At 61.5% G+C, this 23,259-nt stretch carries 23 protein-coding genes and 1 pseudogene; 18 read left to right on the forward strand and 6 right to left on the reverse strand.

The genetic code is table 11. The annotated features are described in order from the left end of the window. Positions 1–126: 126 nt before the first annotated feature. Complete coding sequence (locus V7R84_RS14875; RefSeq protein WP_338570490.1) at positions 127–261, reverse strand: hypothetical protein; 135 nt, start codon at positions 259–261, stop codon at positions 127–129. A gap of 411 nt (positions 262–672) precedes the next feature. On the opposite strand from V7R84_RS14875, the gene V7R84_RS14880 reads away from it, so the two are divergent. The 5 genes from V7R84_RS14880 to V7R84_RS14900 all read left to right on the forward strand — a co-directional run bounded on the left by V7R84_RS14880 (position 673) and on the right by V7R84_RS14900 (position 3,946). Continuing rightward, the gene (locus V7R84_RS14880) at positions 673–897 is read left to right on the forward strand and encodes a circular bacteriocin, circularin A/uberolysin family (protein WP_338570492.1); all 225 of its coding nucleotides are present in this window, start codon (positions 673–675) and stop codon (positions 895–897) included. Between the two features lie 77 nt (positions 898–974). Continuing rightward, a complete protein-coding gene (locus V7R84_RS14885) occupies positions 975–2,600 on the forward strand; it encodes a hypothetical protein (RefSeq protein WP_338570494.1) in 1,626 nt (541 codons plus the stop codon). After that, a complete protein-coding gene (locus V7R84_RS14890; protein WP_338570495.1) occupies positions 2,601–3,119 on the forward strand; it encodes a stage II sporulation protein M in 519 nt (172 codons plus the stop codon). A gap of 3 nt (positions 3,120–3,122) precedes the next feature. Continuing rightward, positions 3,123–3,758, forward strand: a complete 636-nt coding sequence (locus V7R84_RS14895) for an ATP-binding cassette domain-containing protein (RefSeq protein ID WP_338573926.1) — start codon at positions 3,123–3,125, stop codon at positions 3,756–3,758. Beyond that, positions 3,755–3,946 (forward strand): hypothetical protein, encoded by a 192-nt coding sequence (locus V7R84_RS14900; RefSeq protein ID WP_338570496.1) that lies wholly within the window; start codon positions 3,755–3,757, stop codon positions 3,944–3,946. The genes V7R84_RS14895 and V7R84_RS14900 overlap by 4 nt, the downstream gene beginning before the upstream one ends. A 168-nt stretch (positions 3,947–4,114) precedes the next feature. Here the strand turns inward: V7R84_RS14900 and V7R84_RS14905 are convergent, their stop codons facing one another. Both V7R84_RS14905 and secA2 read right to left on the reverse strand, forming a co-directional pair. Then, positions 4,115–5,095 (reverse strand): ribose-phosphate pyrophosphokinase, encoded by a 981-nt coding sequence (locus tag V7R84_RS14905; protein ID WP_338570498.1) that lies wholly within the window; start codon positions 5,093–5,095, stop codon positions 4,115–4,117. A gap of 101 nt (positions 5,096–5,196) precedes the next feature. Continuing rightward, entirely contained in the window at positions 5,197–7,467 is a 2,271-nt protein-coding gene (gene secA2, locus V7R84_RS14910; protein ID WP_338570501.1) for an accessory Sec system translocase SecA2, read from the reverse strand. A 171-nt stretch (positions 7,468–7,638) separates the two neighbouring features. On the opposite strand from secA2, the gene V7R84_RS14915 reads away from it, so the two are divergent. The 5 genes and pseudogenes from V7R84_RS14915 to V7R84_RS14935 all read left to right on the forward strand — a co-directional run. Next, positions 7,639–8,451: a hypothetical protein gene (locus tag V7R84_RS14915; RefSeq protein WP_338570503.1), complete on the forward strand. Its 813-nt coding sequence runs from the start codon at positions 7,639–7,641 to the stop codon at positions 8,449–8,451. A gap of 254 nt (positions 8,452–8,705) precedes the next feature. Then, positions 8,706–9,524 (forward strand): hypothetical protein, encoded by an 819-nt coding sequence (locus V7R84_RS14920; protein WP_338570505.1) that lies wholly within the window; start codon positions 8,706–8,708, stop codon positions 9,522–9,524. Positions 9,525–9,627: 103 nt separating this feature from the next. Further along, positions 9,628–10,110 carry a MogA/MoaB family molybdenum cofactor biosynthesis protein gene (locus V7R84_RS14925; RefSeq protein ID WP_338570508.1) on the forward strand — a complete coding sequence of 161 codons (483 nt, stop codon included), beginning with the start codon at positions 9,628–9,630 and terminating at the stop codon, positions 10,108–10,110. Positions 10,111–10,399: 289 nt separating this feature from the next. After that, a complete protein-coding gene (locus tag V7R84_RS14930; RefSeq protein WP_338573935.1) occupies positions 10,400–10,819 on the forward strand; it encodes a hypothetical protein in 420 nt (139 codons plus the stop codon). 113 nt (positions 10,820–10,932) lie between these two features. Next, a pseudogene (locus V7R84_RS14935) lies at positions 10,933–11,392 on the forward strand (transposase); the annotation flags it as partial. Between the two features lie 675 nt (positions 11,393–12,067). Here V7R84_RS14935 and V7R84_RS14940 read toward each other — a convergent pair. Continuing rightward, positions 12,068–12,958, reverse strand: coding sequence for a trypsin-like serine peptidase (locus V7R84_RS14940; RefSeq protein ID WP_338570510.1), 891 nt, complete (start codon positions 12,956–12,958; stop codon positions 12,068–12,070). A 929-nt stretch (positions 12,959–13,887) separates the two neighbouring features. On the opposite strand from V7R84_RS14940, the gene V7R84_RS15525 reads away from it, so the two are divergent. After that, entirely contained in the window at positions 13,888–14,031 is a 144-nt protein-coding gene (locus tag V7R84_RS15525) for a hypothetical protein (protein ID WP_412728064.1), read from the forward strand. Between the two features lie 504 nt (positions 14,032–14,535). On the opposite strand, the gene V7R84_RS14945 is transcribed toward V7R84_RS15525, so the two are convergent. Continuing rightward, a complete protein-coding gene (locus tag V7R84_RS14945; protein ID WP_338570513.1) occupies positions 14,536–15,435 on the reverse strand; it encodes a PAC2 family protein in 900 nt (299 codons plus the stop codon). 36 nt (positions 15,436–15,471) lie between these two features. Beyond that, complete coding sequence (locus V7R84_RS14950) at positions 15,472–16,737, reverse strand: MFS transporter (RefSeq protein ID WP_338573927.1); 1,266 nt, start codon at positions 16,735–16,737, stop codon at positions 15,472–15,474. A 378-nt stretch (positions 16,738–17,115) separates the two neighbouring features. Between V7R84_RS14950 and V7R84_RS14955 the strand changes: the two genes are divergently transcribed. The 7 genes from V7R84_RS14955 to V7R84_RS14985 all read left to right on the forward strand — a co-directional run bounded on the left by V7R84_RS14955 (position 17,116) and on the right by V7R84_RS14985 (position 23,167). Next, positions 17,116–17,514: a hypothetical protein gene (locus tag V7R84_RS14955; protein WP_338570515.1), complete on the forward strand. Its 399-nt coding sequence runs from the start codon at positions 17,116–17,118 to the stop codon at positions 17,512–17,514. A 1-nt stretch (position 17,515) separates the two neighbouring features. Continuing rightward, complete coding sequence (locus V7R84_RS14960; protein ID WP_338570518.1) at positions 17,516–17,815, forward strand: hypothetical protein; 300 nt, start codon at positions 17,516–17,518, stop codon at positions 17,813–17,815. A gap of 11 nt (positions 17,816–17,826) precedes the next feature. Further along, positions 17,827–18,168 carry a hypothetical protein gene (locus tag V7R84_RS14965; RefSeq protein ID WP_338570521.1) on the forward strand — a complete coding sequence of 114 codons (342 nt, stop codon included), beginning with the start codon at positions 17,827–17,829 and terminating at the stop codon, positions 18,166–18,168. After that, positions 18,168–19,295: a WXG100 family type VII secretion target gene (locus V7R84_RS14970; RefSeq protein ID WP_338570524.1), complete on the forward strand. Its 1,128-nt coding sequence runs from the start codon at positions 18,168–18,170 to the stop codon at positions 19,293–19,295. The genes V7R84_RS14965 and V7R84_RS14970 overlap by 1 nt, the downstream gene beginning before the upstream one ends. 48 nt (positions 19,296–19,343) lie before the next feature. After that, positions 19,344–19,736, forward strand: a complete 393-nt coding sequence (locus V7R84_RS14975; protein WP_338570527.1) for a hypothetical protein — start codon at positions 19,344–19,346, stop codon at positions 19,734–19,736. Between the two features lie 314 nt (positions 19,737–20,050). Next, positions 20,051–20,446, forward strand: a complete 396-nt coding sequence (locus tag V7R84_RS14980; RefSeq protein WP_338570530.1) for an SRPBCC domain-containing protein — start codon at positions 20,051–20,053, stop codon at positions 20,444–20,446. A gap of 192 nt (positions 20,447–20,638) precedes the next feature. Continuing rightward, the gene (locus V7R84_RS14985) at positions 20,639–23,167 is read left to right on the forward strand and encodes a sodium-translocating pyrophosphatase (protein ID WP_338570533.1); all 2,529 of its coding nucleotides are present in this window, start codon (positions 20,639–20,641) and stop codon (positions 23,165–23,167) included. The last annotated feature ends 92 nt before the right edge of the window (positions 23,168–23,259 follow it).

A 23,259-nucleotide genomic window follows, 5' to 3' on the forward strand; every position in this document is an offset into this window, starting at 1 on the left:
AGCAGCTCCACTCTCGCGCAGGTTCCAGCACGAGTCGACGCGAGGCACCGGTCAGATGATCGGTGCCCCGACGTCGATTCATGGGGTCCAGGACATGATCCCGGCAGACATGGGGTTCAGCCGGGATCAGCGGCGCTCGCGAACGACGGCGCCGGAGACGTCGGCATCATCCTCGAGACGTGCCATGTGCAATCCGTTCGCCAGAGGGTGTCCCAGCCAGATGGCCTCGAAGACCGGTGGGCGGATGCGGGAGGAGACCACTCCTCTATCAGCCGGCTGTCACCACCCTGATAGCCGAGTACACCTAGCCCGTACCTCGTGAATCAGTCTCCCGATCACTGTCGTTGCGAAGATCATGCTGGTTGGTGGTCTCACCTGCAAGGCAGACGCAGCACATCGCGCTGCGGTCGCGCATCGCATGCACCTACCCTATCCACTGGCGGAGTGACGGTCGTGAACAGACTGTCAACAATTGCTGCGGCGTGACGAGCCACAAGAATCTATGTCAATGGATAGTTAGCTAAAGATGGGTGCTGCTGTCGAGAAGCTGGGTACTAACGTCAACTCTTTCGAAAGAAACCCGAGAGAACTCTAGCGTAAGCACGCTTTTCGTACATACACTTCCAGCATGGGAACAGAGTCCATAACCTGATCAGTCCAAAGGAGGATGCTATGGAACTGTTCATCGCTGAGGCTCTCGGCGTCGGCAACGAGGCTGCGAACCAGATCTTCACCATCGTCATGAATGCTGGAAGTGCACTCTTTATCGCATCGGCGATCGCCACCCTGATTACTTTGAGGTGGGCCGGTATTGCATCGGTTGGTTGGACCACCTTCTTCATGATGGTGAAGGGCCTCGCGAAGAAGTACGGTACGCGTGCAGCCCTGGCTTACTGAGATTCACGGGCCTGTGGCAGGCAGAATTTCTCGTCAGCCACAGGCCTGAGGTCGTGACCAGAAAGTGCTGAGCATTGATGAGAAATATCAAGATTTTCTTTCTCCTGAACAAGAATGCTGACCTGTCCACATCGCAGCTATGGTCGTCTTTCGTAAAAATCAACGTATGCAGGTGGTATCCCGCCCTTATCATCATGCGCTGGGTTTTACAGGCCGTCGTCAGTGGCATTTCACTCGCGATCGTCGGGCGGTACATAGACAAGGGTTTCCTGGTTTTTTTGGCTTCGACGGTTATTGCACTCACGACTCTATCGCCATTATTTGACGATATCGATGTTCAACTAAGACGTTATAAATCGGAATACTTGCACACCCTCATGAGGGAGCGAGAAAAAACTGGGATATTTCTGATTGACAATATCTTTTGGTTCTCAGCTTTTAGGAATCTCGGGACAATGATTTTCTGGAGCGAAGTCGCGATTCTTTCAGGGGGATGGCGTACTGCTCTGCTTCTAGCCGTAGTCGCGCTGGCTTCATACACCGTATTCATCGCCCATTCTTTCTTCAGAATGAGGGTGAATAGCATATCTGGAATGGTTTCGTATGCCTTGACCGGAGTCGCCATCACCGCGGTTTCGGCATTAATTTTCTCCAGCATATTTACCCTCATCTTAGAACTCAAGACAGCAGTTGCAGAAGGTAGGGGAGAGGTCTTTGAGGGAGAAGCGATGGGTCTTCTATATGGCTCGATGCTCAGCGCGGTGAATGACATCTATAGCAGCACGGGGTTCTTTTTCTCGGGATCGATCATTCTGGTCATTCTCGTAATTACGGTACTTCTCGTGCGGTCTTCCCGCATGGGAATCATGACCCCTAGCGGCTTTCGAAGCCACTATGTCGATATTGCACTCAGGTCGATAAGAATAACCTCCTTCGAGCATGTGACCGCGGCTCAGCTGCGAGGCCTCTCGCCGCGTTACGGACACAGTGAGCTCAATGTGCTTGTTCCAATGGAGTTCTGGTTATTAGTCGGCTTTACCCTCTCGGTGATCCCCACATTGAGCAATCCGGCAGCGATTCTTTCGCTCATTGCAATACAGATTTATATATTGACCATGGCGGTGCATCGGGGATTCGCTGCTCACTACCCAGCCGTCTTCGAGTTCGGCTCGGCGATCAAAACCTTGCGAGTCTTCAGGCAAACAGATTCCTCCATGAGGATGAAGTATTACAGGTCGTCTGAAAAACTCTTGCGGCACTTGGGAATTTTCCCGGTTTTCCTTCTGTCGGGTGGATATATATTGCTAGCAATTTTGCTCTCCGGTAATTCTCTTGATATCGGAATGAGTATCGCCACCTTGATTGGAGGATTAATATTCACTTCCATCTTGGCTTTCCCTATGCCCAGACTCTGCATGGCATCGCCAATCGACGCCATCGAGGTGCTTCTTCGGAAGGCGGATGCCCTGTCCCCGAGGATGAGTTTTGAGGATCTCGTCAGCCTGTCCGGATATCGAGCCCTCCGCTCCATTCGCATGATGCCTATTTTCTTGGTGCAGACGGCAATAGTTTTTACTCTCGTTCTTTTTCCTGTGCTCGGCTTTCTCGAAGGTGCGACCTGGTGGATATTCCTTGCCGGAGTCTTGGTCGCACTCCCGGTTGGCGTTTTCATTGCCTCTCACAGATCAGGCGGGGTGAACTAAATGAATCTTGCATTCTATAGGATTGGAAATCTGGTTCTGGTGTCAATTGCTGCCGTGATCGGTTTTCTATGCGGGCTCCATTTCGGCGGCAATTCCCCGCGCGTTGCCGCTCACAATAGACTTTCGATGTGGACGGTCCTGAGCAACAATCTTCGGGTTGGTTGTCTGATCATCCTCCTTGGCCTGATTTCCCTCGGGGTCGGTTCGCTCATTTTGATTGCATACAATCAAGTGATATTTGGAGCAGCGGTAAGTGGGGTTTATATGCAGAGCGGCTGGGCCCCCATCGTCACCGGGGTCTTGCCTCATGCCTTACCGGAACTCGCCGCGACGGCACTATGTGGTGTTCTGGGATTCGAAAGTTGGCGCGCCCTCAGGATCATCAAGAGAAGAATCGTTTCCGGAGGCATAATTCCCTTCGGCGCCAAGGGGATAATTGTCCTTGGCTGCTGCGCTCTGGGACTTTATCTTCTCGGCGCTGTTATCGAATCTACGATCTCATACGTGAAGGCTGGTTGAGTGATGGAAACAAGTGTGCTTCTATTGCTGGAAGGGTTGACATTCGGTTACGATGAATCCCCCTTGTTTGATAATCTTGATCTCGATTTCCTCGAAGGGTCTTTGGTGCTGCTGAGAGGAAAGAACGGGGCAGGGAAGACGACGCTCTGTGACATCTTAACGGGTGTACTCAAGGCCGATTCTCGCCGCTGCCTGTGGCGCGACGAGGAGATCAACCAGGAGGATTTGCGTCTGCTGGTCGCCTACGCTTCCCAAGAACCTGAGTTCTTCCCAGCGCTCAGTGGCCTGGAGAACCTTCGCCTGCTCCAGCTCCTCTCCAACGAGACTCCCAGCTACCTAGAGAAGGCCGTGGCCTTCGCCCTGGAATGGGGGCTAGGTGGGGGCGATCTTGAGAGGAAGCAGGTCGGAAATTATTCGGGAGGAATGCGCCAAAAACTCTGGATCGCGGCACACCTGGCCACATCGCGCGAGTTTGTGATCCTAGACGAGCCGTTCACTCATCTCGATTATGAAACCACCCGGCAGATCGCTCGGATGCTGCAAATCGACCCCAGAACTCGACTCCTCGTGAGTCACCAGATTCCAGAAGGAATTGAATTCTCTGACGTCATTGATCTCATCGGAGAAGAAGAAAAATGAAGAAATCTGCCAAGGCCCTGGAATATGGCGGATACGCTTTCGCGTTGGTACTCGCCATCACGATCCGCCTGACCGGCGCTTCCGCATGGTGGATTGCCGGCGTCGTGGTTTTCATCTTCGCTTGGGGTGGATATTTCCGCAAGCTGAGTGGAGACCGGAAAGAAAGCCCAAGAAACGGAGAAGGCTGATCCGCACATAGTGCACTCAACACAATCCTTTCCCCGCTACGCGGACGTGACCCTGCCCCAAGCCCCGGGATACGTGTGGGGTGTTTTCAACCCGGACTACTCACCCAGTGGGCTTGCGGTCAGGCTCAACCAAATTCCATGCGACCTGAGGAGCCCTGGCCGGGTGGTTCAGAACAGGCCCTCGGGTTCCTGGGGCTGGGCGTAGGCGGGATCGACCCCGTTGAACAGTGTCGAGACCGAGTTGCCGCTGTGGATGCGGGCGATGGCTTCCGCGAACAGCGAGGCGACGCTCAGCACCTTCAGGCCCGGGAAGTTCTCGGGGGCGGGGACGGTGTTGGTGGAGACCACCTCCGAGATGTGGGTGGCGGAGGTGAGACGCTCCACCGCCGAGCCTGAGAACAGGCCGTGGGTGCAGGCGATGGAGGCCTCGACGCAGCCGAAATCGGCCAGCCGGGAGACGATCTCGACGATCGATCCGCCCGTGGCGATCTCATCGTCGAGGACGATGGCCTTCTTGCCCGCGACGTCACCGACCACCGACGAGATCACCACCTTGTCGTCGGCGAGGCGTTGTTTGTTGCCGGCTGCCACCGGCAGCCCGAGTAGACGCGCCAGCAGCGTCGCCTGTTTGGCGTTGCCCAGGTCCGGGGACACGACGACGTGGTTGCTGAGGTCGCGTCCACGGTAGTGGTCGGCGATGACACCGAGCGCCGTGAGATGATCCACCGGAACGGAGAAGAATCCGTGCACCTGCGGCGCGTGAAGGTTCATCGTCAGCACCCGGTCGACGCCGGCGGTGACCAGCAGGTCGGCGACGAGACGGCCGCCCAGGGAGATGCGGGATGCGTCCTTCTTGTCGGAACGGGCGTAGGCGTAGTGCGGGATCACCGCCGTGATCTGCGTCGCCGACGCGCCACGGGCCGCGTTGACCATCAGCAGCAGCTCCATCAGATGCTCCTGGGTGGGAGGCACGAGAGGCTGCACGATGTAGACGTCGCGCTGCCGGCAGTTGGCGAGCAACTGGGCCTGAAGGCAGTCGTTGCTGAACCGGGAGATCTTCACATGGCTCCGGGGAACCTCCAGATGGTCGCAGATCTCATCAGCCAGCGCATGATGGGCGGATCCGGAGAAAACGACGATGCCCTTCACGGTCTCTCCTTGTTAGACGACTGTACGTCCCCACCCTAGTGGGGAGGCTCTCGCTGAAGCCGTCACAGGGCCGTGCGACACGACACCCGTCACAACTACTGTCAACGACCGCCCGCGAGACGACGGCGCAGGGCACGTCCCATCCGGGTGAAGTCGTCGCCCAGTTCGTTGTCGGTGACGGTGTAGGCCCAGGTGGCGCTGGGGATGCGGGTGCCCAGCGATTCCAGGTCCAGCCGCCCGTCGACGACCGGGGCCTCCAGGAGGGTGGCGACGGCGTCGTCGAGGATGCTCTCGGCGAGTCCCTGATAGGCGGCACCCATCTCCTTCTCGAACTCGGTCAGCGGATCCTCGCGGGCCAGCACCCGCAGATGGATGCCCTCGCGCAGCTCGGCTGCGTGCCCAAGATGCGCGCTCCAGGCGGCATCGATGGCCGCGACCAGCGCCAGTCGCGCCCCTTCCTCGAGTTTGTCCTCCCCAACCCGCTCGCCCAGTTCCGCGACCTCCTCGGGCGCGTGGTCGGCGAGCCGGTCGAGGGCCTCGGGCCCCTCGAGACAGGTTTCGCGCACCTCGACGAGGTGGGCACGTTGGCGGTGCAATAGTTCGCCGTAGCGCCACGACAGCCACCTCAGGTTGCGCTGCTCGCCGTCGCTGATCCGCTGCGCATGATCCACGACCCCCAGGACGCGACGGTTCGCGCGGCACTGCTCGACCTCACCGTCGCCATCCACGACCGCGGGGTCGGGATGGTCGGGGTCGTTGTCGGTGACGAGGCGGTCCTCGAGGCTGGCGAGGAACACCGACTCCCCCGGATCGCCCTGCCGTCCGGCGCGACCACGGAGCTGATCGTCGAGCCGGGCGCTGGGGAAACGCCCCACCCCGACCACCAGCAAACCGCCCGCGTCGACGGCCTCGGGTGAGGGCACCACGTCGGTGCCGCGCCCGGCCATCTGCGTCGACACCGTGACCCGGCCCGCCTCCCCGGCCCGCGAGATGATCGCGGCCTCCTCGGTGGCGTTGCGGGCGTTCAGCAGCACGCAGTCGACGCCGAGGCCGCGCAGCAGGTCCGCGATCCGCTCCGATTCCCTCACGCTCTGGGTCGCGACCAGCACGGGTCGTCCCCGCTCCCCGGATTCCCGGACGAGGTCCGCCAGGGCCGCGTCACGATGCTCGGAGGTGGCGTAGAGCCGGGTGGGGTGGTCGGTGCGGCGGCACGGCAGGTGCGACGGGATCACCGCAACCTGCAGCCCGTACAGGGATTCGAGTTCCTCCTCAGCGGACCGCATGGTCGCGCTCATGCCGACGAGTTTGTCGTAGCCACCGACCAGTTCCGCGATGACGAGCTGGTCGAGGACCTGGAGTCCGGGGGCGGTCTCGAGGGCTTCCTTTGCCTCAACGGCGAGCTGCAGCCCGTCGGGCCAGCGTTGCAGCCGGTCCACTCTTCCCCGCGACCCGCTGACGAGCCAGACACGGTCGTCGGCGACGAGGTAGTCGACGTCGCGTTCCAGGGCGGCGTGGGCGTGGAGGGCGAGGTTCAGCGAGACGAGGAACTCGGAGTCGGTGCCGAACAGGTCGCGGTCGGGGTGGTCGTCCTCGACGCGGCGCAACCCGTCGTCGGTGAGGTGGACGGTGCGGCGATCGGGCGCGACGACATAGTCGCGGCCCGCTTCGAGGCCCCGCACGTAGGAAGCGAGCACCAGGGCGTGTTCGTCGCGGTGCGGTTCGGCGTCGGCGGCGAGCACCAGGGGCACGCGGGCCTCGTCGAGCAGGACCGCGTCGGCCTCGTCGACGAGCACCACCTCGCGGCGGGCCCCGGTGCGCTCCCCGGGCCGGGCGGCGAGGCGGTCGCGGAGCAGGTCGAAACCGGCCTCGGCAACCGAGGAGTAGGTGATGTCGGCGGCGTAGGCGACCTGCCGGGCGGGCAGGTCCTGGTCGGCCTGCACGGCCGCGCAGGTCAGTCCGAGGCCGCGGTACAGCGGACCCATCCAGTCGGCGTCGCGGGCCGCGAGGTAGTCGTTGGCGGTCAGCACGTGGACGTGACGGCCCTCCAGGGCCCAACCGGCGGCGGCCATCGCACCCACGAGGGTCTTGCCCTCCCCGGTCGCCAGCTCGATGGAGAACCCCCGCAGCAGGGCGGCGGTGGCCAGGTACTGGTTGGGGAAGGGAGCGAGACCCACCTCCCGCCCCGCCACCTCGCCTGCGAGCGCCAGGAAACCCGCCAGCTCGGCGTCGCCGGTCACATCGAGCCGGGCAGGGACCTCGGGTGGATCCTCCGGCATGGCCTCCACGACCCGTCGGAGGCGTTTGAGTCGTTTGTCATTGGCGGAACGCCACATGGACTCGCGCAGACGGTCGGCGACGGATGTGAGGGGCACGATGACTCCTGGGTCGGGTGTCATCCAGCCTAAGGCGCGACGCGGGCGTGGTCGCGGAGGAACCCGACGGGGACACCCGGGGCCGCGTCGCCTCACGGGGAGTAGAACATCGCCCGTGTTACGGTGGATTCACTTCTGTATCCAAACAGACGTCAGGAAGGACTTCCCCGCATGTCGGACTCACTCTCCCGTCGCGCCACCATCGGCCTCATGGCGACCATCGCGTCCGGGGCCCTGCTGCATCATCAGTCTCAGCAGGCTTCGGCAGCCACGCCGAGCACCCCATTCACTTTCACCGCATCCAACGGCTCGAGCTCCGGATGCAGGTTCTACTCCGCCGGCGCAACCAAGGCCGGGCTGGTCGTCTACCTCGACGGCGACGGCCAGCAACTCCACGACCAGGACCACGACGGCGACAACCCGAACTTCCCCGGCGGCCTGGCCGGCCCCGACAGCATCGTAGAAGCCGCACTCGCACGAGGCCACGACGTTCTCTCGGTACACACCCCGAGCGCAGACGGCACGTGGTGGCACACCGACCACAACGCGAAGATCACCTACCTCAACGAGCTGCTCCAGCACGTACGGACCACGTACGGGGCAAACACCGCTGCCCTGTGGCTGGTGGGCTACTCCGGGGGCTCGGAGTTCATCACCCGATACTTCTTCCCCCACCGCGCCAACGACATCGAGACTGGCGGTTTCCTCGTCTTCGGGGGCGGCGACGCCCCAGGCCCGGAGTGGACCGGATCCTTCTCCCAGTACGTGAAGTCAAATCTGTCGCTGAACCTGGTGACGGGGGAACCCGACCGCACCGACGACTACGACGCCCTGGGCGGAGCCCAAGAAGCCGCCGCCTTCTACCGGTCCGCGGGATTCGAACACGTGTGGTCGCACTGGCCCCAAGAACACGATCACCTCACCATCACCCACGAATTCGGCACCTACCTCGGCACCGTGATCGACGCCTACAACGAGGAGTAAAACCTCCCCAAAAAGGCGGCTGAAGAGGCACCAGGAGCGGTGAACCGACCCCGTGTTAGCGTGAAGCCAATAATTTCAGTCAGACGGTTCCGCGGATGGTGGGAAATGGAGCGGGGACCGTCGTGGGACGCATCAGTACAGACAACGCAATGGGACCGCATGCGGCCCCTGTTGTTGGCGTGCCACCGGGACGGTCGTAGCGACGCACCACCATGTCCACAGGAATCCCAGGGGGTCGAAAGGAAGGTTTGTCAATGTCAGCTCATCTCTCACGCCGCGCCGTCACGGGCCTCATGGCGGCGACTCTCGCCTCCGGCGCGTACCTGTCACAGGCGGTCCCCAAGGCCTCGGCCGCGGTGAACAGCACATCTGTCACCTTCACCGACTCCGCCGGCACGAGTTCCAGCGCCCGCTTCTACCCGGCCGGTTCCGTGAAGACCGGGCTGGTCGTCTACCTCGACGACAAAGACCATCCACTGCACGACCAGGACCACGACGGCGACAACGCGAACCTTCCCGGCGGCCTGGCCGGCCCCGGCAGCATCGTGGAGGCCGCCACCGCGCGGGGTCTCGACGTCGTCTCAGTGCACGTCCCCGACGGCGCCACTACCTGGTTGACGTCGTTCCCCCCCACGCTCGTGAGCTACCTCACGGAGCTCTTCTCACACGTGCAGTCCACCTACGGGGCGAATCCGGCGGTCCTGTGGCTCGTCGGGTACGCCGAGGGCGCGGATTTCATCACTATGGATTTCTTCCCCAAGTACGCCAACACCATGCAGGATGGCGGTCTTCTCGCCCTCGGTGGCGGCAACGCGCCCACGCCACCGCCCATCTGGGGCGACGATCTCTCCCAGCACGCGAAGTCAACTCTGTCGCTGAACTTCGTGACGGGCGAGAAGGACGAAACCGCCCACAGCAACGCCATCAACAGTGCGAAGCTGGGGGTCGGCTACTACGAAGCCCTGGGTTTTGAACATGTCTGGTCGGAATGGCCTGCGGGGCTTGACCACGACTCCCTCGTCCCCGAGTTCGGAGCCTACCTCGGCAAGGTGCTCGACGCCCACAAGGGCTGAGCGAGGACTCTCCGGGATGTCCTTCCCGGGAATCGGCGCACCCGGTTCCCGGGAAGGACCCCGGCTCGGCGAACACCGAGGCACAGGAGTTACGATTTCCCGCATGTTGGCCGCAGTGATCACGTGTTCGGACCGAGCAGTCTCCGGGGCCTACTCCGACCGTTCCGGTCCGCTGCTGCGGCAGGCCCTGGACGCTCTGGGGTTCGAGACCCGCGACCCGAGGGTCGTGCCTGACAATCTCGTCATGATTCGTGCCGCCATCCGGGAGGCCGTCGCATCCGGGGCACGGGTGGTGCTCACCACCGGCGGCACGGGCGTCGGACCGCGCGACGTCACCGTCGAGGCCACCCTCGACCTGCTCGCCTGCGAACTGCCCGGAATCATGGAGGCCATTCGCCGTCACGGCGCCGAGAAAACCCCCCGCGCCCTGCTGTCGCGGGGCCTGGCGGGGGTGGTGGAGTGCGCCGGGACCCGCGCGATCATCATCAATGCGCCCGGATCCGAGGGCGGCGCCTCCGACACCATCGAGGTCGCCGGTCCGCTGCTGCAACACCTCGTCGAACAGCTCGACGGCGCCGATCACTGATCTCGCGTCGGGTGGGAAGGAAATCCTGCTCGTTCCGGGCAGCGGACGAGTCCGAACCACCGTGTCGGTCGTGGATCTTATGAAGCATCCTGATCTTGTTGAACGGGACTTCACAGCCGATACCCCAGTACAGAAATAGGCGGGTGATATCACCTATATTCACACATGGAAGGATTCGTGCACCTCGCGACTCTGACGGGTTTGCTATTCGAAGAAAATTGTTGGCTACACCTTGGCGGAGCACATGCGAACCAGCCTTATCAGACTTTTCGCAATCGAGGGTGTAGCGGTGGTGTGGCATCGCTGCCGCGGGGTCGATACCGGGCAACGCCCCGGCATCCCGACTGACGTCGTCGAGGAAAACAAACCGACTGCGACGCGAGAACGCCGAACTGCGCAAAGCCAAGGAGATCCCCAAAACCGTGAGCATGTTTTTCACGAAGAAACTCGACCGGCCCTGACCGAGAGGATCCGCTTCCTCATCGAACATCGAGAGTGGTTCGGGGTCGAGTTCCTGCGCCGCATCCTCAAGGATACGGCGCCAGGGTTCCTGACCTCCCGTGGGTATCGTGCCGTGAAAACCCGCCCGGCTTCCGCGCGCCACCTACGCAACAAGTTACTCATTGCCGTGATCAAACGTTTGCACGAGAAAAACTACGGCATCTACAGGATACGGAAGATGCACACTCTCCTGAAACGAAAGGACTAAGACAAGGACTCGGCCACCACACCCCGACCGAGGACGAAACAACCCACCACCCCGGTCTCGAATCAGCCCAACCAGCACTCGCTGAGCAAGGAACCAAACAGAAACGAAACCCAGGCGCCGGCTCAGCACGGCTGTTGGTCATGGTCCAGTCACACCCCAAACAGGTGTTCAAGACTTGGCTGGCCCAACGCCCCCAGGCGTGGCGAGACGCGGTGGAAGTCGTCACGATGGACGGGTTTACCGGTTTTAAGACCACTACTGCCGAAGAATTCCCCGACACCACCGCCGTGAAGGGGTCCCTTCCATGTCATCTGGTTGGTAGGTGATGCTCTTGACCGGTGAGGCCGGCGCACCCAGCAAGAGTTGCATGGTCGTCGTGGTCTGGCCAGCGATCCCCTTCTAGCGGGCGCGGCGCACCCTGCACACCGGATGCGATCTGCTCAACCTCAGGCAGCGCCTCTGGAACACCCCCGAGGCAGTGCTCTAGGCTTTCGTAACCTCGCCAACTACATCACCCACAGCCTACTCGAAGCCGGAGGATTCAGACCCCGCCTACACCCTGAATTGCGATGATTTCCTTATGGAGGATGCTTTGGAGATGGCGGTAAGAAGCTACTCATCTGTCAAGGGCGTGATGGTTTTTCGTTCAGACCGGAGATCGCAGCATACCTCCGCCGACTACGCTGCCATCATAAACTAGTATGGTATTCCCGCCTCGGTGGGAAAACCGGCCTCTGCTACGACTGTGAGGATGATTTCAGCAAGCTGGCAGGCTGACCCTTGCTTACGACTGACGACCTGTGGGCCTGTCCGGGCTGTTGATCTGTCGGTTGGTTATTCGATCAATGCCGCAGCAGATACCATTCAACTCCGCCTGCGAGAAAGAGCTCGTCAGCCGGGAGTCTACCCGGCCAGAAGAAAAGCAATCATGGGTTAAACACTGACTGCAATCAAACCAAGAGGCCATCCATAGCTCTCTCAAGTGTATGTTGACTAGAGGTTTAGCCAGCCGACTGCTGCCTGCGAATAAACCTTCAGACCCCATCCTAAGATCGGCTACCGAACCCCGAACGAGGTCCATCAAGAATCGGAGAGAGACCAAGACGGCGACCTGAACCATTAATCCAAGTTCTTGTGCCCCTATCCACAAACCTGCCTACAGCGATCTAGTTCGCTTCATCAGTGGCTGCTGGGACTGGGCATGGGGAGGCATTCCCCTTAATGCTCTCCCCACGCCTACTCATGCGGTCAACGCCTTAACTCGCTGATGACGTTGAACAGGCTCTCGGTGATCCGGGTGGATTGGTTCTTCTCCTTGTCCCCACCCCTATGAATAGCGACAGACTGATTCACGTCACCCAAGAACACCGGTGAGCCGCTCTGACCAGGAGCTGTGTCGATCTGATAGTAGAGGTTGTTCGCCTCACTGCGGGTGATAGTGCCCGCCATGCCCCACATCTCACCGTGTGGTTTATCGCCCGGATAGCCTCGAATATCCACCTTGGTGCCGTCTAGGCTGGCGCTCTGCCAGCGGTATCCGAAGTGTCCGACCTGCGGGAATGATTGGCTGAGTTTCACGATAGCCCAGTCCAGCTTGCTTTCGCGATTGCTGATCCACGAGGTGTCGGTCCACATCCTCGCCGCCTTGGCAGTCCCGTAGGGACGCTCAGCCTCGTTGGCACCGGGGCTGTACTCGAGGTCGAAGTTCCAACCATTTTTGCCGTAGATGCAATGCCCTGCGGTCACGAGGGTGTCTGCGGAGACAAGCCATCCCGTGCAGTGCTGCGTCCCATCGGATTGGTGGATGTAGACGATAGCTCGGTTCGGGAAGTCGGTGGTGTTGGTGATGCGCTGTCGACCATCCGGGCCGATGATCTTCCAACCACCCCTGTCTTCCGGAGAGTATGCCTCCACAACTCCCCCCGCAGCAGAGGACTCTTGAGAGGCCGCCGCAGCCAGTTCTGGAGTAAACTCCAGCGGATTACCTTGGCCATCCACACCTACGGGAGAAACCGAATCCGACGAGATTTCGTCGGCCTTGGCCAGCGAGGTCGGCCCTGTCAGTCCAGCCCCCGATAGACAGAGCACGAAGACCCCCAACAGGGAAGCCAGCTTGCCCGACGTAGTGTGCTTCAGCATAATTACTACCCTTTCCTCAACTGCAGTCAACTCGGTTTCTTCAAGATTGACGCCAAACCCGAGTCAAGATCTTCGACATCGATGCTGGCCCTATCACTTATTACCAAACCCCACTGCCTGAGAGAGATCCACACCTACCGCGACTTAACGGTGAAGTCCTGCGTAAACTCCCCAATCTCCGGCACTTCGATAGCGACACGGGTTTCGGTGTACAACTCCGAGTGGCAATCTATAATCAAGGCTTGCGGCCCCCACCGGAGCCACCCCTTGAACCTGCCTTCAGAGCCACTGACGATAGCGTACTCATTGGTGTCTCCCTCGATCTGAATGAGGCAGCCATCCACAGGTTCCCCCTCCTCACTCAAGACTCGGCCCAGCAGATGGGCCCCCTGAGGCGAGAGCGTGGATAGCGGACTGTCAATGTCACCGATCGCGGATGCGCTCAAGGTAGCGCTACCATCCGACTGACTCGGTTCCGCCGGCACGGGCTGAGAGCAAGAAGATCCAAGCATGACAACTCCCACAGAAGCGAGTGCCGCAATTATCCGACAGAAATTGCTCATCTGCTACCCCCTTGCCATTGAAATCACTAGATATGAGCAGAAATCGCAGTCATCACAGCCGGACGAACGAACATCTATCCCGGCTGGCTACACGAAGTGATATTTCGTTTATACATGACTCCGTAGAGTCAACCAGAAATAACGCTAATCCCTCCTGAGTGTGGCTGTCAAGGGTGGGTCAGCAAAGTTGATGGTTGGTTGTCTAATCTCTAGTGGGTCTGGTGTGGTTGGTGCGGGTGCGGCGTGACCTGCACGGTGACAATGAAAGCGTCTACTCAATTCCGTCAATAGCGAGGTCACGCCGCCATGTCATCTTCCATCACGGCTGTCCTATCGCGCCAGCCTCCGGTCTAGGTTCTCAGGAATGTGACCGATCCCCGGCACCGGCGCGGAGTACGCCACAGCCTGTTCACGATCCTGTCCCTGACCGTGACGGAAGTGCTGGTCGGCTGCCGGAGTTTTATGGCGATGTTGGGAGCACGCCACCGGCCTGACCACCGCAGAGCTTGAGGCCCTGGGACTTCAGGATGGCCAGGCTCTGTCGTCGGAGTCGACCATTCGTCGGCAGAACCTGGAACCCACAGACGTCGATGCCCACCTGAGGTCATGGTTCTACACGCGTACCGGCACCATCGAAGGCAGAAGGATAGCAGTGGTAGCGCCAAGAGGACGGCTGTAGATGTGGTCTACCTGATCTGCTCCCTACCTATGACCGATGCTCAGCCCGAGCAGGTCGCCGCCTGGATCCAAGGACGCTGAGGAATCGAGAACCAGCTCCACTGGGTCTGTGACGTCGTTACGGGCGAGAACCACACCACCGTCAGCTTCACCCGCCTCTTCCACGGCCCGGTACCTCCATCGCCTCGACCACCAGATTCCTAACCAGACGCCCCAAACGCGCCATTAAGCTCATCATCCATCCAACCGCGTAAACCGACTTTAGCGGTCCCCTGTCCGCAAGCGTTTCGCAACGACCTGGGCGGGTGTGTGGTCGCCTGCCTCCATGGAATCGTCTCACTCACCCATGGTTGGGGGCTGGTTGCCCTCGTCGCGCTGGGCGAGGAAACGCTCCACCGCCGCCGCTATCTCGTCGGCGGAGGGCAGATCCTCGCCGGTGGGTTCGGTGTAGCGGTCGTATTGTTCCTCGAGTTGGCGCAGCAGCTCGCGGGCGGTCTCGTCACCCCGGGTGTCGGCCTCGATGGACATCAGATTGGCCTCGGCGGCCAGGTCGAGTTCGTCGGTCGGAAGGGCCAACCCCGTCACCTCCACGTACTGGTGCAGGATGGTGGCCGCGGCCTGCGTGAAGGATGCGTTCGCGAGGTAGTGGGGAACGTGGGCTGCGGCCCCGAAGGCGCTGATCCCGAGAGTGCCCAGGTGGTATTCGAGATAGGACGCGAAGGAGGCCGGGATCTCGAGGCGCTCGATCCAGCGGGGGTTCGCCTGCCTCAGGTCCGGGTCTGTGGAATGTATCGCCAGGGGTGTGGGACGCGTGTGCGGAAAAGCCATGGGCATGCCGTAACCGGTCAGCAGCATCGAGACGTCAAGTTTTTCGATCAACCCGACCAGTTCGTCGCGGAACAGCTGCCACCGATGATCGGGTTCCGGACCGCGCATCACGAGATACGGTTTCCCTTCGGCGTCGCGCGCCAGGTGCAGGTTCAGCACTGGTTCCTCGAGTGAGGCCCAGTGGTCGCGGTCGAAGACCATGGCGGGACGGCGGGCACGGTAGTCGTGGACGAGGTCCATGTTGAAGGACCCGAGCAGTTGGGGCTCGGAGTGTTCCAGAAGGGCCTCGATGAGCGTCGCGCCGACACGTCCCGAGTCGATGAAACCGTCGAAGAAGTAGAACAGCGGCAGTTCTGATCCCGCGACGGTGCCCCACAGGTCTTCGTTGATGGCAAACCAGTCGGACATGTCCCCAGCCTAACCGGTACGGCGGGAAGATCCCGCTTATCCCGACCACCCACCGTGGTCCGCAGCACGTCCGGTCTCACGCACGGGAATCATGGCGACCAACCCGGCGGCCAGCACCAGCGCGATCCCGAGGATGCCGAAATGCGCCGCCGACTCGCCTGCCGGGACGAAGAACGACCCCAACCACAGGGACAGCACCCACAGCGACGACGCCAGGAAGGACACCGCCCGACCGGTCGTCGCATACAACCCGAACACCTCACCCGAGTGTCCCTCGGGAATGATGCGCGCCAGGAAGGACCGCGACGCCGATTGCGCCGGACCGACGAACAGGGTCATGGCGATCCCGAAGACCCAGAACACCACCGGCCCCCGGTCGTGGAGCAGGAAGATGCACGACCCCAACCCCACCAGCGCGCCCAGCGAGATCAGGATCACCCGTTTCGGACCGACCCGGTCGTCCAGGTGCCCGAAGGCGATGGTCGCAATCCCTGCGACGACATTGGCCACCACACCGAAGACGATCACCTCGCCGGTGGTGAAGCCGAACACCAGTTTCGCCAGCACCGCACCGTAGGTGAACACCCCCGCCAGGCCGTCGCGGAACAGCGCGGAGGCCAGCAGGAACCAGGTGGTGTGCGGGGAAACGCGGTGGATGCGGGTCACGGAACCGATGAGGTCGCGGTAGGCCCGCAGCGGCGACTGGCGCGGCGGCGGTGAGACCACGGGCCGGTCCTTGATGGCCACGAACAGCGGAATGGTGAACAGCACCGTCCAGGCCCCGCACAGCAGCATTGAATTGCGCACCCCGTCGGGACCAATGTCGGCGCCCGCGACGGCGACGATCAACAGCAGGATCGCGATCCCGCCGAGGTATCCCATCCCCCAGCCGTAGCCGGAGACGCGACCGACGGTGCCGGGGGTGGCCACCTGATCGATGGCGGCGTAGTAGTTGACGTTGGCCACCTCGGAGACGATGTTGCCGATCCCGAGCAACGCCAAGCCCAGCCACAGGTACTGCTGCCCGGGCGCGACGAACCACAGCGCCGCCGAGACCGCCGCCAGCGCCCATGTCTGCCAGCGCAGGTGGAACATCCGTCTCCCGGAACGGTCGGTTCCCTGCCCCAGCACCGGGGCCAGCAACGCGATGAGTACTCCTGCGGCGGCCATCGCGACCCCCATCATCATCGCCGGGGAGTCATCGCCGGGGCCGTTCCCGAACAACGCCCCGGAGGAGATGTAGGTACTGAACACGAAGGTGGTGATGACGGTCGCGAAGGGCTGGGTCCCCCAGTCCCACATGCACCAGCTGAGGATCCGTGCCCAGGATGTGCGCTGTTCACGCAGCGCGGTGGGCGCCTGGGTCTGGGTTTGACTCACAGGAACAACCTAGTGCCATCTGTCCCGTCTGTCGTTCCGGACAACTGGCGAAGCAAGGCAGCATGGGAGTCCCACCACATCAAACACTGACCCGAAGAACGTTCCGCCTCTTCCTCAAACGTCATCCACTCGGCGACGTGACCAGCTCCGGACACCCAAGGTGCCTGTCATCCAGTGCGGCCACCCTTTCCACACTCTCTGGGGCCGTGGGGCCGGTCGCACGTGGCAGGTATGCCACCGCCCCGCATGAGTGCAGCTATTGTCGTAATTGGTTTTCGTTACGAACGTTAGGAGGACATCGTGAGCATGGACATGCAGCTGGAGATCGGCGCACAACAGCAGGCAGCCGAAACGGTACTGGACACGTGCGACGAGCTCTCGGGGGGCGTCAAGGGATTCGCCTCATCGGTTGAGGAACACCTGAGGAACGTGACGGGATCGGCAGCAGCTTCGGTGGTCGACGTCACCAATCACTGGGCGGAATCGTTCAAGGTGTTCCACGAGGATCTCCAGAGATATGCGTATGCACTACTGGAAGTCGACAAAGCTGCGGCAGAAAACGAGGAGTCGGTACAGGGAGCATTCCAGGACGTCATAGGTGCCATCAGCGCCTGTCCTCCGGCTGGGGGTTTGGAGGAACCAACCCAAGGAGCACTCCCGGACATCATGAGCGCCATCAGGAATCGAATGGAAAGCTGATATGGGAAAGAGAACATTCATTTACAAGGAAGCCGATGCGCAGGCCTTGCAGGACGCCTTCACCAAGATGGCCTCCGACCTGCGCACCAACATGAGGAACATGCAGTCCAAGGTGGACTCGGATCTGTCAGGCTGGAGCCCTGACACGGAGTCCCGGCAGGCGCAGCAGAAGAAGGGGCAGGAATTCAGCGACCGGTCCGAAGCACTAACAAAGGCCCTGGAGGACGCGGCGAGCGCTGTGGAAAAAGTTCGAGATCTCGCACACAAGGCCGAGGTCGATAACGTCGCTCTCCTGGATTGAGAGGATGCGCATTGCCTTCATATGATTTCGAGGTTGACCTGAAGTCCTTGGTGAGTGCCGCCAAGAAGACTGCCGAGGTAATACAGCTCAAAAAAGACAAGGATGTGGAGGACTACGTTCCAACAGAGAGCGCGTTGGGACACGCCAAGCTCCAGGAAACCGTGAATGATTTTCAGGACAGATGGGAACGCGCCATCAACTCGATGACCAAGGACCTCGAAGAGATATCTGCTCGTTTGAGCAAGGTAGCCTTTAACTACATCGAGTACAACACCGCCGCCGAAGAGCAGATGCTCTCCGTCAAGAAAACCGCAGAAGGACTTTCAAAGAACCGAATCATGGAGGATTCTTGATGAAATACACCCTGTCTATTCTTGATTATTTCATCATCCCCGGAAACCCGGCGGAAATTCGGGAGCGAACAAAAATTATGAGAGACCGCGCATCCGATTTCGACGATCTAGGGAACGCCCTCAAGTCGGTGAGTACGGATGGCTGGGTAGGGCGAGCAGCAGACCGTTTCCATGAGCGCTTCAAGCCCGAGCCGGACAGATGGATCAAAGCTGCGAACGGCTTCCGCAGAGCGGCAGCGGCTCTGGATTCCTACGCGGATGCCCTTGCTTCAACACAGGAGAAGGTGCAGATCTGCAAACAGAATTACGAAGAAGCCGTCCGCCGATCAAAAGAGGCCGAGGCAGAGTATGAAAAATCGATCGCCGAGGGATACCAGAAGAAGTCGGAGTGGGAGTCCCAGAACGGGCCGGGCACCTATACTCTGACCATCCGACCATTCGAGGATCCAGGAGAAGAGCAACGGAGCAAGGCAATCGACGACTATTTCAATCTGCGCGAAGAACTGTCGACCCATGGAGAAAAAGTGGCCGTCGAAGTGCGCGCATCGTGCGACGGGGCCGATGAATCTCGCAACTGGCTCACATCGGGATTGGCGTTCGCAGGTGGAGTAATCCTTGGGGCGCTCGAATCAGTAGGGAAAGTCGTCGGATTCACCCTTGATCTTCAGTACGGTATCGCATTGAGAGAGATAATCGATCTCACAAAAATGGCAACTGGAGAACTCACTCAGGAAGAATGGATTGCCAAGAAATCTCTCCCCGCAAATGAGGCCGCAGAGGTAGCACAGGCAGCGATGTCGAACCCCACGGAATTTGGCGGAGCTCTTGTTAATTCGATACTCGACATAGACAATCTCAAGGACGATCCCGCCCGGGCTCTTGGTGGATACATACCAGATGCCGCATTGCTTATCGCCAGCGGCGGGGTAAGCGCCCTTTCAAAGGCAGCCAAGACAATCAGGACGGTCAAGGGCGCGGTCGACAAAGGAAACAAACTCAAGGGTGGCATGAAAGCAATGAACGGGACGCTGGATGCCCAACACTCGGAGAAGGCATCGGACAGCGTCGACGAGGCCTCCCAGGAATCCCATCTAGGCAAGCTGCACGAACTCGCCGATTCCCTGTAATCCCGAGCCACGTCCATCTCTGCGACTCCGCCCTCTACACTGCGTCGCATGGACGCGCTTGAACGGGCTGCACTGGTCGAGAAGGCAGCCGAGCGCGAGGCCGTCCGGGCGCAGGTCCTCATCGACCGGTTCGTCGCCGATGCCCTCGCCTCGGGCCTGGAGCCGGTGCCGTTGAGGGCCAGAACCCTCGACGGTCACGAGGTGAGGACGGATCGCCGCGGCTGGTACCTGCGCCGCGACCGCTCGGTCGCCGTCGACACCGACGGCGGCTACCACGTCCTGCACGTCCCCGGCGGCCTGATGGCACGCCTCAGGGGCGTGAAACTCGAACCCACCCGCCCGTCGCTGCGGGTGGGACAGGGAGGTCGCGACGGAGAAACCGGCGACCTGGAGGAATTCCTCACCTGGGCGCTTGAGGGAAGAACCCCGCAACGTTCTTGACTCCTCAACCAGATCCTCCCCCACGAAAGTGAGCTATCCACAGAAAGACCGCTTTTCCACAGATCCTTGTGGAAAGTTTCGCCGAGAAGCCAAAACGTCTTGCGTGTGAGGTCACACGAAACAGCTGCTTTCCCGGCACGATCGGGCTCGACGATTCCAGGAACCGGTGCCCCGATGCCACGCCCACCGACCTGGCCTCCCGAGTGGCCGAAAGTTCGTTTTCCCGCGGCCCCCCTCCCACATCGCCCCGTGTGCTACTAGGCTTGATGCACCGGACGCCACAGGCGACGCCCGAAGAGATGAAAGGCATCATCATGGAGACCACGGAGGCAATAAGCGAAACCAGAAGCGTAGCGGTCACCCGGGTGGCCCACGCCCAGCTGGAGGCCGTCTGGAGGGCCCTCATGGCTCCCGCCGGAGCGCAGGCACTGCTCGGCGCAGGCGGGCAGCTCGGCAACAAAGGAGAGTCGTGGAAGGCCGAGGACGGCACCTACGGCATCACCCGAAGCTTCCATCCGAAGGAACAGATCCGGTTCTCGTGGCACGCTGCTGAGGGGGCACCAGCCACTCTCGTCGACCTCAGGATGCGCGCCGTCGACGACGGCACGGAACTGACGCTCGTCCACAGCAACCTGCCCGAGGACGCCGACCTCGAGGCGCTTCGTTCCCGCTGGGAAAAGACCCTCGAAAACCTGATCGCAGCCGCCTGACGGCGACGCGATAGCCCAGGACCCAGGGCCCGTGCACGCGGCCCGACCGACGACCAACCGCCGGTCGGGCCGCGGCTGTTCTCATCCCTCGAAATTTCCCCGCGCACCCTCCCGTCCCACACCCACGGGCGTACAGTGAGTCAGGACAGACTGGCAACGTGGTCAGTGCACGAATGATCGCGAGGGAGCATCATGATTGAGCTACCGCGAGAAGCGGTGACAGCACCAGACGAGAAGATCCTCCGCACCGCGACGGATTCATGGTCCGCCCGGCACAATCCCGCGAAGGGCATCGGACTGCTCGGAGCCGCGGTCGGTGTGCTCTGCCTCACCTCCTGCGAATCCGGTGGCGGCCAGCCGGGAAGCCACACGGGCGGGGAGGCGAACCTCCCGCTACCCGACCTCGGATCCGTCTCCTTCCTCGGCCTGCCAGGCAACGTGCTGCTCGGCCTCGGGCTGGTCGTGTGCGCCCTCGGCCTGGGGTTCGGGATCATCACCTACTCGCAGCTGAGCCGCATGCCCGTGCACACAGCGATGCGGGAGGTCTCCGAGCTGATCTACACCACCTGCAAGACCTACCTGAAACAGCAGGGCCGGTTCCTGATGCTGCTGTGGGCCTTCATCGCCGCCATCATCGTCGTCTACTACCTGTTCCTCGTCGACTTCGGGGTGGGCAGGACGGCCGTGGTGATCCTGTTCTCGCTGATCGGCATGGGCGGCAGCTACGCGGTGGCCTGGTACGGCATCCGCGTCAACACCCTGGCCAACTCCCGCACCGCGCACGCCGCGATGTCCGGGCGTCCCTATCCCTGCCACGACATCCCGCTGCGCTCCGGGATGAGCATCGGCATGGTGCTGATCTCCGTCGAACTGGCGATGATGCTGGTTATCATGGTGTTCCTGCCCGGCGAGATCGCGGGTTCGTGTTTCATCGGCTTCGCGATCGGTGAATCGCTGGGCGCGTCGGCGCTGCGCATCGCCGGCGGGATCTTCACCAAGATCGCCGACATCGGCGCCGACCTGATGAAGATCGTCTTCCACATCAAGGAGGACGATGCCCGCAACCCCGGCGTGATCGCCGACTGCACAGGCGACAACGCCGGCGACTCCGTCGGTCCCTCGGCAGATGGTTTCGAAACCTACGGCGTGACCGGTGTGGCACTGATCACCTTCATCCTCCTCGGCGTCCAGGACCAGACGGTGCAGGTGCAGCTGCTGGTGTGGATCTTCGTGATCCGCGCCGTGATGGTGGTGGCCTCCGGGATCTCGTACTTCGTCAACGCCACCATCACCCGCGCCCGCTACCGCGACGCCGCCGAAATGGATTTCGAGGCTCCCCTGACGTCGCTGGTGTGGCTGACCTCGGTGCTGTGCATCGCCTGCACCTTCGGCACCTCCGCGGCGCTGATCGGCGGCCTGCCCGACGGGATGTGGTGGAAACTGTCGCTGATCGTCAGCTGCGGCACCCTAGCCGGGGCGCTCATCCCGGAGCTGGTGAAGGTGTTCACCTCCACCAATGCCCGCCACACCCGCGAGGTCGTGGTCTCCTCCAACCAGGGCGGGGCGTCGCTGAACATCCTCTCCGGCCTGGTGGCCGGCAACTTCTCCGGCTACTGGATCGGGCTGGCGATCACCGGATTGATGGGGGTGAGCTTCCTCATCTCGACCATGGGGCTGGACCAGCTCATGATCGCCCCCGCGGTGTTCGCGTTCGGTCTGGTCGCGTTCGGTTTCCTGGGCATGGGACCCGTGACGATCGCCGTCGACTCCTACGGCCCCGTCACCGACAACGCCCAGTCGGTGTTCGAACTGTCCACCATCGAGGAGATCCCCAGCATCGAGGAGGAGCTGGAACGTGACCACGGCATCCGGCCCGACTTCGAACGCGCCAAACGCTTCCTCGAGGCCAACGACGGCGCGGGCAACACCTTCAAGGCGACGGCGAAACCGGTGCTGATCGGCACCGCCGTGGTGGGGGCCACCACCATGATCTTCTCCATCATCATGAAACTCACCGGCGGCCTGCAGAACGAGCTGGCGAAATCGAACCTGTCACTGCTGCACGCCCCATTCCTGCTGGGCCTGCTGCTGGGCGGCGCGGTGATCTACTGGTTCACGGGCGCCTCCATGCAGGCCGTCACCACGGGCGCCTACCGGGCCGTGGAGTTCATCAAACAGAACCTGCGCCTCGACGGCGAGACGAAGGCCTCCGCCCAAGACTCCAACAAAGTGGTCGAGATCTGCACCCAGTACGCCCAGAAGGGCATGTTCAACATCTTCCTGGGCGTGTTCTTCGCCTCCTTGGCGTTCGCCTTCGCCGAACCGTACCTGTTCATCGGGTTCCTCGTCGCGATGGCGCTGTTCGGGCTCTACCAGGCCATCTTCATGGCGAACGCCGGTGGCGCCTGGGACAACGCGAAGAAACTCGTCGAGGTGGATCTCGACGCGAAAAACACGCCGCTGCACGACGCCACCGTCGTGGGTGACACCGTCGGTGACCCCTACAAGGACACCTCCTCGGTGGCGCTCAACCCGGTGATCAAGTTCTCGACGCTATTCGGGCTGCTGGCCGTCGAACTTGCCACCGCGATCACCGCCCAAGGCTTGGGTGTGCTGGCCCACGTCCTGGCCGCGGTGTTCCTGCTCGTCTCCGCCTTCTTCTGCTACCGCTCCTTCTACGGCATGCGGATCGGCGAGAGGATCGAGGACATCAAGGTCTGAGGCCTGCCACGGGTGAGGCCGGGACCCGACACCCCGCCTCACCCTCCGTCCATTCAGGGCCGGAGATGTGCAAGAGTGGTTGGTGATCGAGT

Source organism: Arachnia propionica (genome assembly GCF_037055325.1).
GTDB lineage: Bacteria > Actinomycetota > Actinomycetes > Propionibacteriales > Propionibacteriaceae > Arachnia.